We start from the raw sequence: 13,186 nt of genomic DNA, 5'->3' as shown, positions 1-13,186 counted from the left end.
TTTCCCGTCAGTTCGTGTCCTTGAGTTGCCCCAGGCCGTATTCGAGGCTGGCGGCGGACAGTTCGCCCATCTGGCTATGCCGCAAACGGCCGCTTGCGTCGTAGAACAGCGTGGTCGGCATGCCGAACGAGCCTGTCGCCTGGCCCAGGCGATTGCCGCTGTCGAGCACCACCGCGGTTTCGCTCAGGCCCTGCTCGCGCAGGAAGCGCTGGACGGCTTCGGCGGATTCCCCCTGGTTGACCAGCAGGAAGCGCACCTCGGGACGGTTTCTCTGCGCGGCCTCCAGCACGGGCATTTCGCGTCGGCAGGGTGGGCACCAACTGGCCCACAGGTTCACCACCAGAGGCCGGCCATCCAGCGCGCGCAGTTCCACGGGCTGGCCATGCAGGTCGAGCACCGTGAGCTCCGGTAGCTGCTGGCTGCGATCCAGCGCCGCGACCACCGCGTTGCCGCCGCCCCATACGCAGGCGCCCACCAGCGTGGCAATCGCCAGCGGCCTGCGAAGCTGTGCCTTGCGCCAGGCCAGCAGCCCGCCGGTCAGCGCGGCGGCGACAATGCCGGGCACTGCGAGGAAGCCGCCATCGCGAATGTCGACGATGCTCAGCGGCGTGGCGAAATACTGTTCGGCATAACGGGCGACGAATGCAAACCGCGCCGCCAGCAGGCCGCCGATGAGCATGGCGAAGAGGGCCGCTTCGGGATTGGCCTTGCGCGCGCGCCCCGCGATCCAGCCGGCGAACAGCGCGGCGAAGAATCCGAGGTAGAGCAGTACATGGGGCAGGGGAATGGCGAGCGAGCCGAGGGTGAGACTGGTCATGGTGGGTTCCGGTTGGCGGACCGCCAGTATCTCAGCCCTGCGCGGCGAGAGCAGGGCGAGGCTGTGGACAAATGTTTCCCGTCAGGCCGGCGACGGCAGTTCCTCGTCCTGCTCGTGTCGCTCGGCGACCAGTCGGGCGGCGCAGGCGCCGACCTTGCGCACCGCGTCTTCGATGCTCGCCAGCTCGCGGCTGGAGTAGTTCATGCGCAGGCAATTGCGGTACTTGCCGGAGGCAGAAAAGATGTTGCCGGCCGCGACCTGCACGTTGTCGCGGCGTAGTTCGTGGTTCAGCCGCACGCTGTCGAACTGCGCACCCAGCTCCACCCAGAGCATGAAGCCGCCGCGCGGTCGGCTGGCCTGGGTGCCATCCGGAAAATAGCGGCTCACCCATTCGGTCATCAGGTCGCGATGGCGCTGGTACTGCGCGCGCATCCGACGGATGTGCGGCTCGTAGTGGCCGCCGCCGACGAATTCGGCCAGGGCCATCTGCGGTTGTGGTGCGCAGGTGCCGCTGGCGATGTACTTGAAATGCAGGATGCGGTCCAGATAGCGCCCCGGCACCACCCAGCCGGTGCGCAGGCCCGGCGCGACGGTCTTGGAGAAGGAGCTGGCCAGCAGCACGCGGTCGTCGGTATCGAAGGACTTGATGCTGCGCGGGCGCGGGAAGGCGTAGGCCAGTTCGCCGTAGACGTCGTCTTCGAGGATCGGCACGTCGTAGCGCGCCGCCAGGGTCAGCAGGGCGCGTTTGCGGGCGTCGGGCATGATGTAGCCCAGCGGGTTGTTGCAGTTGGGCGTGAGCAGGATCAGCTTCACCGGCCATTGCTCCATCGCCAGCTCCAGCGCTTCGAGGCTGACGCCGTTGATCGGGTCGGTGGGGATCTCAAGCGCCTTCAGGCCATGCGCCTTCAGCGCCTGCATGGCACCGTGGAAGCTCGGCGAGTCGATGGCGACGATGTCTCCCGGTTGGCAGATGGCGCGCAGGGTGATGGCGAGCGCTTCCTGGCAGCCGGTGGTGATGACGATCTCGCTGGGCGGCACCTGGCAGCCGGAGTCCAGCATCAACCGGGCGATCTGCTCGCGCAGCTCCAGCGAGCCCTGTATGCCTTCGTAGCCAAGGCTGCGCAGATCTGTACGGCGTGCCGCGTGAACCATTGCGCGTTGCAGCGGTTTGAGCGACGGGCTGGCGATATCTGGCGTGCCCCTGCCCAGCTGGACGAAATTGCCGCCGGGCGCGCGCCGGACCTGCTCCAGCACCTGGTCCCACTGGGAGATTTCCACCGGCCGCTGTACCGGGCGGGTCATGGCCGGCAACGGTGGAAGCTGGCGCCGTTCGGGGACGAAGTAGCCGGACTTGGGCCGTGGTTCGACCAGCCCGGAATCCTCGAGGACGCGGTACGCCTGCTGCACGGTACTGATGCTGACGCCATGTTCGTCGCTCAAGGCCCGTACCGATGGCAGGCGGTCGCCCGGGCGGTAAAGGCCTTGTTCGATACGCGCCCCGATTGTCTCGGCCAGTTGTGCATAGCGTTTCATGACAGAACTCCTGCGCGGACCCAATTTCGTAGTAACCAGTACAGATCAGGCAAAAATACGCCATTCAGAGTGCTTCTGCTGTTTTCTGTATGGGTAAAATCTCAATTTGTTGAGTCTGTAATGCTTTTTGCCGAATCGTCACTCTGTTCCCAGGTTCAACGGGCCAGTAACAGAGGAGCGATGGCATGACCGGAATGAGCGATGTACGACTGACCCTGTACCAGCAGGAATTGCTGGAAATCCGCGACGGCAGCGTGGCGTCTCGCGGCCCGCAGGAAAATCGCTGGCGCCAGTTCTGGCGGCGGGTGCGTACCCGCAAGCAACTGCTCGAACTCAGCGACGAGCAACTGCGTGATATCGGTGTCAGCCGCGAGCAGGCCCGGCTGGAAGCAATGCGACCGTTCTGGCGCTGCTGATTGGCGATACCCCCGACTGTGATCGGAATCCATGCCTTTCGAACCTGATAGATTGCTGCGTGTGCTTCAGCGCAAGCGTTGAATGAACAGGGTCGCGTCCGTGGATGCGGGGTTCGAGAGATCGGTTTGGGTGAAAGGTTCATGCTGAATGAGCTGGAGTTGACGGGCAGGGCTCGAACTCACGTGGTGCAATTGTCGGAACCGCGCTTCGCAGCACAGCCCGAAGCTGCATCGGCTTTCATGGATATGCGAGAGGCTGCCCGTCGCGACGGTATCGATCTTTTACCTGTCAGTAGTTTTCGGGATTTCCGTACTCAGCTTCGCATCTGGAACGGCAAGTTCAGCGGCAGTAAGCCGCTGTATGACATGCAGGGTCGCCCCCGCGACTTCAGCCTGCTGTCAGCGACCGAGATCATCCACTGCATCCTGAACTGGTCCGCATTACCCGGCGGAAGCCGGCACCAATGGGGAACGGAGATCGACGTGGTGGATGGCGCTGCGATGCCTCCCGGCTACGTCCCGCAGTTGCTGCCCGAGGAAGTTGCCCCCGGCGGCCTGTTCCGGGGATTGCACCAATGGCTCGACGCAAACATGGCCGCATACGGTTTCTTCCGGCCTTACCGGTACTTCAAGGGGGGCATGTACCCGGAGCCGTGGCATCTCAGCTATGCGCCTCTGTCCGTACCGGCCCTGAGCCAGGTTTCGGTCGAGTTGCTGGCCGAGGCGTTAAGCGGCGCTGACATCCTCGGCAAAGACCTGGTGCTGGAGATGCTCCCCGATATCTACCGCGACCACATCCTCAACATCGTGGCGCCTGACGATCAGGGCTGACTGCCTCTGGCGTTCCGCTCAATGCCCCGCGCGGTATTGCAGCGCTTCGGCGAGGTGGGGGCGTTGGATGGCGTCCATCTGCTGCAGATCGGCGAGGGTGCGCGCTACCTTGAGAATCCGGTGCAGGGCCCGTAGCGAGAGGTTCAGGCGTTCGCCGGCTTTCTCCAGCCAGGACTGGTCTTCGGCGGTCAATGCACAGAATTGGTGCATTCTCTTCAGGTCGAGAAAGGCGTTCGCGCAGCCTTGCCGAGCCAGTTGGCGCTGCCGCGCGGAGGCGACCTGACGGGCGATTTCGGCGCTGGGTGTGCCCGGAGCGCTGGGAGCGAGGCTGGTACTTTCGCGGCTGACGGTGAGGTGCAGGTCGATCCGGTCCAGCAGCGGGCCGGAAAGCTTGGCGCGATAGCGCTGGATCTGCTCCGGCGAACAGCGGCAGCGGCCACTCGGATCGCCAAGATATCCACAGGGGCAGGGGTTCATCGCCGCCACCAACTGGAAGCGTGCCGGGAAGCACACACGGCCATTGGCGCGGGCGATGACGATCTCGCCGCTCTCCAGCGGCTCGCGCAGTACCTCCAGCACCTTGCGGTCGAACTCCGGCAATTCGTCGAGGAACAGCACACCTTCGTGGGCCAGTGTTATCTCGCCGGGTTGCGGGCGGCTACCCCCACCGACCAGTGCTGGCGCGGATGCGGTGTGGTGAGGCTGGCGGAACGGTCGTTGTGGCCAGTGGGTGAGCGGCCCGCGCCCCGCGACGGAGTGGATTGCCGCCACCTGCAGGGCCTCGTCTTCATCCAGCGGCGGCAGCAGGCCGGGCAGGCGGCTGGCCAGCAGCGTCTTGCCGGTACCCGGAGGGCCGCTGAACAACAGGTTATGAGCGCCGGCCGCTGCTACCAGCAATGCGCGCTTGGCCGCCGCCTGCCCCTGGACGTCGGCGAGATCGGGGTAGGGCGGAGTGGCGCGCATCAAGCCCTGTGCTTCGTAAGGCTGGAGCGCTGCCTGGCCACTGAAATGGGCTGCCAGTTCCAGCAGATGATTCACTGCGAGGACCCGCAGGCCGCTGGCGAGACTGGCTTCCTCGGCGTTTTCCCGAGGTACCACCAGGGTGCGCCCTGCCGCGCGAGCGGCGAGGGCAGCAGGCAGCACGCCCTGGACCGGCCGCAGGCTGCCCGACAGCGCGAGTTCGCCGAGGCATTCCAATGTATCGAGGCCGCTGGCGCTGGCGAGCTGGCCGCTGGCGGCAAGGATGCCCAGCGCAATGGCCAGGTCGAAGCGCGCACCGTCCTTCGGCAGGTCGGCGGGCGCGAGATTGAGGGTGATGCGGCGCGCGGGAAAGTCGAAACCGGAGTTGAGCAGCGCGCTGCGAACGCGGTCCTTGCTCTCCTTGACGGCAGTTTCCGGCAGGCCAACCAGGGTCAGCGACGGCAGGCCGTTGGCCAGATGCACCTCGACGGTGACAGCGGGCGCCTCGACGCCGACCTGGGCTCGGCTATGGACGATGGCCAGCGACATGGATCGGTCCTTGATCGCATGCCACCCGCGCGGGACTTACCTGGCGTCGGCGGGCGGCGAGAGTTTGCTTTCCAGTTCCGCGACTTTTGCCTCCAGTGCTTCGAGGCGGGCGCGGGTTCGGGCGAGTACCACCATCTGGCTGTCGAACTCGTCACGGCTGACCAGGTCGAGCTTGCTGAAGGCACTCTGCATCAGAACCTTGAACTGAGCTTCCAGCTCGGCCTTCGGCAGGGGCGACTCGCCACCGAACAGGCGTCCGGCTTGTTGGCTGATGGCATCGAGGAAGGCTTTGGGCGGCAGCATGGTTCTGGGTTCCGGATTGAATCAGGCGAGGAGTCTATCACGCAGCGACTCTCGGCTGCGGCAGCGCGCACAGTGAAGGGTTGCACGCTTTTTGAGCAATGTGCTCGCGCGGTGTGCGCGCTTTCGGTGCGGCTGGCGCCGGCTGGCGAATGGCCAGAAACCGCGCGTTTACGCCAAGTGGCTGAAAGCACGGGTATTTCGTTGAACTGGCAAGGTTCATGCTTTGGGGCAGATATGGCGTGCACCGGTGCAGTTCCGGTGCTGCAGGCGAGGCGGGGGATCGCATCGCGAGAAGCGGCTGGATAAGAGTCGGAATGCTGAAGTAGGGCCGCCGACGCATTACAAAAGCCAGACACTGCGCTTAGACTTGTCCCGGGTTCGTTCTTCCTGGGGCGAGTCCACCAAAACACGGGAGAGAGTTTCATGAAGCTAGTCACAGCCATCATCAAGCCGTTCAAGCTGGACGACGTCCGTGAGTCGCTGTCCGAGATCGGCGTGCAGGGCATCACTGTGACCGAAGTCAAAGGCTTCGGCAGGCAGAAAGGCCACACCGAGCTGTACCGTGGCGCGGAATACGTCGTCGATTTCCTGCCCAAGGTGAAGATCGACGTCGCCATCGCCGATGACCAGCTCGACCGCGTTATCGAAGCCATCACCAAGGCCGCCAATACCGGGAAAATCGGTGACGGCAAGATTTTCGTCGTAAATCTGGAACAGGCCATTCGTATCCGTACCGGCGAAACCGGCACCGACGCGATCTAAGCCCAGCCAACACCGAACCCACGCCCCAGGAGAAACAACAATGACTCTGCGCAGATACGCAGGGCTAGGCGCCCTATTGCCTCTCGCAATGCCCGGACTGACACTGGCCGATGAGGCCGCGGCCCCCGTCCTGAACAGCGGTGACACCGCCTGGATGCTGATTTCCAGCGCGCTTGTGCTGCTGATGACCATCCCTGGCCTAGCACTCTTCTACGGCGGTATGGTGCGTGCCAAGAACGTGCTGTCGATCATGATGCAGTGCTTCGCGATCACCGCGCTGATCAGCATCCTCTGGGTTGTCTACGGCTACAGCCTGGCCTTCGATACCGTCGGCATGGAAAAGGGCGTGGTCAACTTCGCGTCCTTCGTTGGCGGTCTGGACAAGGCGTTCCTCAGCGGCCTGACCAGCACTGGCCTGACGTCCGCTGCCGCGCTGTTCCCCGAGAGCGTCTTCGTGATGTTCCAGATGACCTTCGCGATCATCACGCCGGCCCTGATCGTCGGCGCCTTCGCCGAGCGCATGAAGTTTTCCGCCATGCTGATCTTCACCGCCCTGTGGTTCACCCTGGTCTACGCGCCGATCGCCCATATGGTGTGGAGCGGCGACGGCGGCCTGATGTGGGACTGGGGCGTGCTGGACTTCGCCGGCGGCACCGTGGTGCACATCAACGCAGGTATTGCCGGCCTGGTCGCCTGCCTGGTTCTGGGCAAGCGCAAGGGCTACCCGACCGCCGCAATGGCGCCGCACAACCTGGGTTACACCCTGATCGGCGCGGCGCTGCTGTGGATCGGCTGGTTCGGCTTCAACGCCGGTTCCGCCGCCGCCGCCAACGGCACTGCCGGCATGGCCATGCTGGTCACCCAGATCGCCACCGCCGCCGCCGCTCTGGGCTGGATGTTCGCCGAGTGGATCACCCACGGTAAGCCGAGCGCCCTGGGCATCGCTTCCGGCGTGGTTGCCGGTCTGGTCGCTATCACCCCGGCCGCCGGTACCTGCGGCCCGATGGGCGCCATCGTGATCGGCCTGGCGGCGGGTGTGATCTGCTTCTTTGCCGCCACCAGCCTCAAGCGTGCCGTGGGCTACGACGACTCCCTGGACGCCTTCGGCGTGCATGCCGTCGGCGGTATCGTCGGCGCACTGCTGACCGGCGTGTTCGCGGCTCCGGCCCTGGGCGGCTTCGGTACCGTGACCGACATCGGCGCCCAGTTGTTCACCCAGTTCAAGGGTGTGGCCTTCACCATCGTCTACACCGGTATCGTCAGCTTCGTGATCCTCAAGGTCCTGGATCTGGTCATGGGGCTGCGCGTCACCGAGGAAGAGGAAACCGTGGGTCTGGACCTCTCCCTGCACAACGAGCGTGGCTACAACCTGTAAACGTTCGCGCAAGTTCGACGAAGGGCGCCCTCGGGCGCCCTTTGTTTTTTCGTACGCCACGCTAGAATGCGCGCGCATCACCGTCCGACTCGGAGGCGAGAACGCCATGTGGCAGCAGAGGGTCATTACCCTGCGCCCTCGTTCGCGAGGCTTTCACCTGATCACCGACGAGCTACTGGCGGCGCTGCCGGAACTGGCAGCGTGTCGCGTGGGCCTGTTGCATCTGCTGTTGCAGCACACCTCGGCATCGCTGACGGTGAACGAAAATGCCGACCCCTCGGTACGCCGCGACTTCGAGCGATTTTTCAATCGCCTGGTGCCGCAGGACGAGGGCGGCTATGAACACGATTACGAAGGCCCCGACGATTTGCCGGCGCACTTCAAGGCCAGCCTGCTGGGCTGCCAACTGACACTGCCGATCCAGAATGGCCACTTGGCAATGGGCACCTGGCAGGGTATCTATCTCGGCGAGCACCGTGACCACGGCGGCCCGCGCAGAGTGTTGGCGACCTGGCAGGGCGAGCTTGTATGAATTTTTTCCGGCAGCGTTCGTCAAAGTGCGCAGCTGGGCTATAACTAACCTGCTTTGCAGCACCATGAGGTTGAACAATGAGCGACGAAGAACTGGAACAGGATGAGCTGGATGGCGGCGACGAGGACGACGGCGAGGAGCTCGCTGCGGCCGATGACGGCGAAGCCGATGGCAGCGATGGGGATGAAGCCCCTTCTTCTTCCGGCGGTGGCAAGAAAGCCAAGGCCGCGGTAGAGGAAGAGGAACTGCCCTCGATCGAAGCCAAGCAGAAGGAGCGTGATGCCTTGGCCAAGGCGATGGAGGATTTCCTCAGTCGCGGCGGCAAGGTGCAGGAGATCGAACCCAATGTGGTCGCCGATCCGCCGAAGAAGCCGGACAGCAAGTACGGCAGCCGCCCCATCTGATGTGACATGAAAAAGCCCCGCCATTCCCGGGAGGGAGTGGCGGGGCTTTTTCATGCCTGTCCGTTCTCCACCGTCTCATGGCGATGGAGTGGGTGCCTCACAGCCTGGCCAGCACTCCTGGAAGCTCCGCCAGGTTGTGGATGATCGCGCTGGGCGCTTCCTCGCCGTCCCATTCCTTACGGCTGGGGTTGAACCAGACAGCCTTCATGCCGGCGCGCCGCGCGCCGGCGACGTCGTCGCTGGGGTGGTCGCCGATATGTACCGCATGCTCCGCCTCTACGCCTCCACGGCGTAGGGCTTCCTGGAACGGATGCGGGTCGGGCTTGCCGACGCCCAGTTCCTCCGCGCAGAGGGCGAAGCGGAAGTAGTCGGCCAGGCCCAGGCGGCGCACATCGGCATTACCGTTGGTGAGTACGCCCAGGATGAAGCGGTTGGCCAGCTGCTCCAGCGTTGGATGCACCTCGGGGAACAGGGCGACTTGGTGGCGTGCGTGGAGAAATGTCTGGAAGCCGGCTTCGGCGATGTCTCTGGCCTCGCCCTGCGGATAACCTGCGTCGAGTAGTGCGTGGAACAGGATACGGCGGCGCAGTTCGCTCAGGCGATGCTTGAGCATCGGGTCCTGCTCCATCAATTGCGAGCGGATCGCCCACAGACGCTCGATGGGTACCGGACCGAGTTGCGCGGCATTCACCGCCAGCCAGTCGCGCAATGTCGCTTCCGCGCTGTTCATCACTGGCGTGACGTCCCACAGCGTGTCATCGAGGTCGAAAGTGACCAGACGGATACTCATTCTTCAGCTCCCGGCTCGCCGCCGTTCTTCTGCCTGCGTGCCCGTGGATGGGCCTGGTCGTAGACCGTGGCGAGGTGTTGGAAATCCAGGTGGGTGTAGATCTGCGTGGTAGCGATGTCCGCATGGCCGAGCAACTCCTGCACGGCGCGCAGGTCCTGCGACGACTCCAGCATGTGGCTGGCGAAGGAGTGCCGCAACATGTGTGGGTGCAGGTGCTGGCCCAGCTCGCGCACGCCCGCTTCCCGCACCCTGAGCTGGATGGCGCGCGGTGTCAGGCGCTTGCCGCTGCGGCCGATGAACACTGCGCTGTCCTGCGGCGAGGCGAGCGCGCGTAGCGGTAGCCAGGCCTCGATGGCCTGCCGCGCCACGCGGCCGACCGGCAGTTCGCGCACCTTGTTGCCCTTGCCGTGCACGCGCACCAGGCCGTCCTTGAGGTCGAGCCATTCCAGGTCGAGGCCGACCAACTCCGACAGGCGCAGCCCCGAGGAGTAGAACAGCTCCAGCATGGCCTGGTCGCGACGGGCGATGAAGTCGTCTTCCACGCCGCCGTCGAGCAGTTGCGAGGTGCGGTCGGCATCCAGTGTGCGCGGCAGCTTGCGGGCGCCCTTGGGTGCCGACAGACCGTCGGCGGGGTTGTGCCGGCAGCGGCCCTCGCGGATCAGGTACTGGAACAGGCCGCGGGTGGCCGACAGCAGCCGGGCCAGGCTGCGGCTGGCAAGACCCTGCTGGTGCAGGCGGGCGACGAACAGGCGCAGTTCGCGCACCTGCAGTTGTGCCCAGTCATCGATCGAGGACTTCTCGCAGAGACCGGCAAGGCGGTCAAGGTCGCGGCGATAGCCGTCGAGGGTGTGAACGGAGACCTGGCGCTCGCTGCGCAGGTGCTCCATGTAGGCGTCCAGGTCTGTGGCAAGCGTCAAGCGACCAGCTCCCAGTCAATCGGCCCGGACTGCAGCTTACCGCGTTGGGCGACTGTCAGCGTACCGAGCGCAGTGGCGTGGCGAAACGCGGCAGAACCCGCGCGAGGACCTCGGCGATGTAGCCGAGGAACAGGGTGCCCAGCGAGCTCTTGTAGTGCTGCGGATCGGGGCTGCCGATCGCCAGCACGCCGTGCAGGCCCTGGAAGGTCAGCGGCACCACGGCGGCCGAGCCGACCTGTTCGCGCTCACTTTCGTTGAACAGGAACGTCAGCTCGTGGGGGCGCAGCACGCCGCACACGGTCTTGCCGCCGGACAGCAGGCCACCGATGGCCTGGTGCGCCTCGGCGCTGCTCACCGAGCGACCGACTGGCAGGTTGTTGTCGCTGAACAGGATCAGGCTGACGTAGGGCACCATGAACTCGTGGCGCAGGCTGTCTTCCGCCGTGCTGACGATCTCTTCCAGGCTGGTGGCGTCGAGCAGGTCGAGCACCAGGCGGCGGGTCTTGTCGAACAGGCGGTCGTTGTCGCGGGCTACGTCCATCAGTTGCGACAGACGGTGGCGCATCTCGATGTTGCGCTCGCGCAGCAGGCGTACCTGGCGCTCCACCAGCGATACCGCGTCGCCCGGCTGGTGCGGGATACGCATCTCAGGGATCAGCTCGTCATGGTCGACGAAGAACTCCGGGTGCCGACGCAGATAGTCGGCGACCTGGTCGGCTTCGAGCGTAACGGTCGGTTCCTGGGGGGTGTCGGTGGTCATAAGCGTCCCGGTTCAGCGCCTTTCCCATGCCCGGTGGTGCGGGGCTGGGAATAGGCTCAATGCTCATTTACCTTTCGTGAACGGCACATTCCCGTCCGTTCCCGCCTGGGCCCGGCAAGATGTGGAAAGTGCCGCTACAGGCGTACCTGGCCTTCGAAGACCCGCACGGCCGGCCCGGTCATCATAACGGGCTGACCCGGTCCTGCCCACTCGATGGACAACCGTCCGCCGGGAAGCTCGATCTGTACAGGAGACTGCAGCCAGCCCTGGCGGATGCCCGCGACCGCCGCCGCGCAGGCGCCGGTGCCGCAGGCGAGGGTCTCGCCAACGCCGCGTTCCCACACACGCAGCCGCGCCTGATGCGGGTTGACCACCTGCAGGAAGCCGATGTTGGCCTTCTGCGGGAAACGTTCATGGACTTCCAGTTTCGGGCCGAGGGTGCGTACGGGGGCGCTGTCGACATCCTCGACGCGCAGTACGCCGTGCGGGTTGCCCATCGAGATCGCCGCCAGCTCGAAACTCTGGCCATCCACATCGACGGCGTAGCTCAGCGCTTCGTGGTCGGCCAGGAACGGCACCTGATCGGGGAGCAGGCGCGGCGCGCCCATGTCGACGGTGACCTGGCCATCGTTGGCGATGGTCAGCTCGATCATTCCACCCTTGGTTTCCACGCGGATGGTCTTCTTCGCGGTCAGGCGCTTGTCCACCACGAAACGGGCGAAGCAGCGCGCGCCGTTGCCGCACTGTTCGACCTCGGTGCCGTCGCAGTTGAAGATGCGGTAGCGGAAGTCCGCCTCCGGCGTGCTCGGCGGTTCGACGATCAGCAGCTGATCGAAGCCGACGCCGAAATTGCGGTCGCCCCACTGTTTGACGTGGCGGGGTTGCACATGGGCGTGCTGGCTGACCAGGTCCAGGACCATGAAGTCATTGCCCAGCCCATGCATCTTGGTAAAGCGCAGAAGCATCGTTGTCTCGGCCTCAGTCCGGCAGCAGGCTTTCGCCGGCGAATAGCTCTTCGATCGTCTCGCGGCGACGCACTTCGTGCGCGGCCGAGCCATCCACCAGCACCTCGGCGGCGCGGCCCCGGGTGTTGTAGTTGGAACTCATCACGAAACCATAGGCGCCGGCCGAGCGAACGGCCAGCAGGTCACCTTCGGCCAGGGCCAGCTCACGACCCCTGGCGAGGAAGTCGCCGGTTTCGCAGATTGGTCCGACCAGGTCATAGGTGCGCGTTTCGCCGTTGCGGGCTGCGACCGGAGTGATGTCCATCCAGGCCTGGTAGAGCGCCGGGCGGATCAGGTCGTTCATCGCCGCATCGACGATGGCGAAGTCTTTCTGTTCGGTGTGCTTGAGGTACTCGACGCGGGTCAGCAGTACGCCGGCGTTGGCGGCGATATTGCGGCCCGGCTCGAACACCAGCGCCAGCGGGCGGTTGCCCAGGCGCTCGCGGATCGCACGGATGTATTCGCCCGGCGTCGGCGGTGTTTCGTCACGGTAGCGCACGCCGAGCCCGCCGCCCAGGTCGAGATGGCCGATGGCGATGCCGCGCGCGGCGAGGCGATCCACCAGTGCCAGCAGGCGGTCGAGGGCGTCGAGGAAGGGTTCCAGGCTGGTCAGTTGCGAGCCGATGTGGCAATCGACGCCGATCACGTCCAGGTTCGGCAGTTGCGCGGCGCGGGCATAGACCGCCTCGGCGACGTCGATGGCGATGCCGAACTTGTTTTCCTTGAGGCCGGTGGCAATGTAGGGGTGGGTATGCGCATCCACATCCGGGTTGACCCGCAGGGACACCGGCGCCTTCACGCCCAGCTCAGCCGCGACCTGCTGCAGGCGCTCCAGCTCGACCTCGGATTCGACGTTGAAGCAGTGCACCCCGACTTCCAGCGCGCGGCGCATGTCGTCGCGGGTCTTGCCGACGCCGGAGAATACGACTTTCGACGCGTCGCCGCCGGCGGCCAGCACACGTTCGAGCTCCCCACGGGAAACGATGTCGAAACCGGCACCCTTGCGTGCCAGTACGTTCAGCACGGCCAGGTTGGAGTTGGCCTTGACCGCGAAGCAAATCAGATGCGGCACGCCTGCCAGGGCATCGGCGTAGGCGTGATATTGCTGTTCGAGATGAGCGCGGGAATAGACGTAGGTCGGCGTGCCGAAACGTTCGGCGATGGCCGACAACGACACGTCTTCCGCGAACAGTTGCCCGTCGCGGACGTTGAAAGCGTCCATCGGACCTTCCC

The 13,186-nt window shown here is 65.1% G+C and carries 15 protein-coding genes; 6 read left to right on the top strand and 9 right to left on the bottom strand.

All coding sequences use genetic code 11. The features are described 5' to 3' along the window. Window positions 1-7: 7 nt before the first annotated feature. Both OU419_RS27595 and OU419_RS27590 read right to left on the bottom strand, forming a co-directional pair. The gene (locus tag OU419_RS27595) at window positions 8-817 is read right to left on the bottom strand and encodes a TlpA disulfide reductase family protein (RefSeq protein WP_254475464.1); all 810 of its coding nucleotides are present in this window, start codon (window positions 815-817) and stop codon (window positions 8-10) included. A gap of 81 nt (window positions 818-898) precedes the next feature. Beyond that, complete coding sequence (locus OU419_RS27590; RefSeq protein ID WP_254475462.1) at window positions 899-2,350, bottom strand: aminotransferase-like domain-containing protein; 1,452 nt, start codon at window positions 2,348-2,350, stop codon at window positions 899-901. Window positions 2,351-2,535: 185 nt separating this feature from the next. Here OU419_RS27590 and OU419_RS27585 point away from each other — a divergent pair, with 185 nt between their 5' ends. After that, window positions 2,536-2,766, top strand: coding sequence for a DUF1127 domain-containing protein (locus OU419_RS27585; protein ID WP_254475460.1), 231 nt, complete (start codon window positions 2,536-2,538; stop codon window positions 2,764-2,766). A gap of 141 nt (window positions 2,767-2,907) precedes the next feature. After that, window positions 2,908-3,597, top strand: coding sequence for a M15 family metallopeptidase (locus tag OU419_RS27580; protein ID WP_254475458.1), 690 nt, complete (start codon window positions 2,908-2,910; stop codon window positions 3,595-3,597). 18 nt (window positions 3,598-3,615) lie between these two features. On the opposite strand, the gene OU419_RS27575 is transcribed toward OU419_RS27580, so the two are convergent. Together OU419_RS27575 and OU419_RS27570 are read right to left on the bottom strand one after the other, a co-directional pair. Next, a complete protein-coding gene (locus OU419_RS27575) occupies window positions 3,616-5,106 on the bottom strand; it encodes a YifB family Mg chelatase-like AAA ATPase (RefSeq protein WP_254475456.1) in 1,491 nt (496 codons plus the stop codon). Window positions 5,107-5,142: 36 nt separating this feature from the next. Further along, window positions 5,143-5,409 (bottom strand): accessory factor UbiK family protein, encoded by a 267-nt coding sequence (locus OU419_RS27570; protein WP_254475454.1) that lies wholly within the window; start codon window positions 5,407-5,409, stop codon window positions 5,143-5,145. A 423-nt stretch (window positions 5,410-5,832) separates the two neighbouring features. Here OU419_RS27570 and glnK point away from each other — a divergent pair, with 423 nt between their 5' ends. The 4 genes from glnK to sutA all read left to right on the top strand — a co-directional run bounded on the left by glnK (window position 5,833) and on the right by sutA (window position 8,482). Further along, window positions 5,833-6,171, top strand: coding sequence for a P-II family nitrogen regulator (gene glnK / locus OU419_RS27565; RefSeq protein ID WP_003457590.1), 339 nt, complete (start codon window positions 5,833-5,835; stop codon window positions 6,169-6,171). Between the two features lie 40 nt (window positions 6,172-6,211). Further along, window positions 6,212-7,546 carry an ammonium transporter gene (locus OU419_RS27560; protein ID WP_254475452.1) on the top strand — a complete coding sequence of 445 codons (1,335 nt, stop codon included), beginning with the start codon at window positions 6,212-6,214 and terminating at the stop codon, window positions 7,544-7,546. Window positions 7,547-7,652: 106 nt separating this feature from the next. Continuing rightward, entirely contained in the window at window positions 7,653-8,078 is a 426-nt protein-coding gene (locus tag OU419_RS27555; RefSeq protein ID WP_254475449.1) for a secondary thiamine-phosphate synthase enzyme YjbQ, read from the top strand. Between the two features lie 77 nt (window positions 8,079-8,155). Next, window positions 8,156-8,482: a transcriptional regulator SutA gene (sutA, locus tag OU419_RS27550; protein WP_254475447.1), complete on the top strand. Its 327-nt coding sequence runs from the start codon at window positions 8,156-8,158 to the stop codon at window positions 8,480-8,482. A gap of 97 nt (window positions 8,483-8,579) precedes the next feature. On the opposite strand, the gene OU419_RS27545 is transcribed toward sutA, so the two are convergent. The 5 genes from OU419_RS27545 to lysA form a co-directional block, all read right to left on the bottom strand. Next, window positions 8,580-9,272 carry an HAD family hydrolase gene (locus OU419_RS27545; RefSeq protein WP_254475446.1) on the bottom strand — a complete coding sequence of 231 codons (693 nt, stop codon included), beginning with the start codon at window positions 9,270-9,272 and terminating at the stop codon, window positions 8,580-8,582. Further along, a complete protein-coding gene (gene xerC / locus OU419_RS27540) occupies window positions 9,269-10,159 on the bottom strand; it encodes a tyrosine recombinase XerC (RefSeq protein ID WP_254475567.1) in 891 nt (296 codons plus the stop codon). The genes OU419_RS27545 and xerC overlap by 4 nt, the downstream gene beginning before the upstream one ends. Window positions 10,160-10,244: 85 nt before the next feature. Next, window positions 10,245-10,949, bottom strand: a complete 705-nt coding sequence (locus OU419_RS27535) for a DUF484 family protein (protein WP_254475444.1) — start codon at window positions 10,947-10,949, stop codon at window positions 10,245-10,247. 134 nt (window positions 10,950-11,083) lie between these two features. Next, a complete protein-coding gene (gene dapF / locus OU419_RS27530; protein WP_254475442.1) occupies window positions 11,084-11,914 on the bottom strand; it encodes a diaminopimelate epimerase in 831 nt (276 codons plus the stop codon). A gap of 13 nt (window positions 11,915-11,927) precedes the next feature. Then, window positions 11,928-13,175, bottom strand: a complete 1,248-nt coding sequence (gene lysA / locus OU419_RS27525) for a diaminopimelate decarboxylase (RefSeq protein WP_254475440.1) — start codon at window positions 13,173-13,175, stop codon at window positions 11,928-11,930. Window positions 13,176-13,186 lie beyond the last annotated feature (11 nt).

It is taken from the genome of Pseudomonas triclosanedens (assembly GCF_026686735.1).
Classification (GTDB): domain Bacteria; phylum Pseudomonadota; class Gammaproteobacteria; order Pseudomonadales; family Pseudomonadaceae; genus Pseudomonas; species Pseudomonas triclosanedens.
This window is presented reverse-complemented; position numbering and strand designations above follow the sequence as displayed.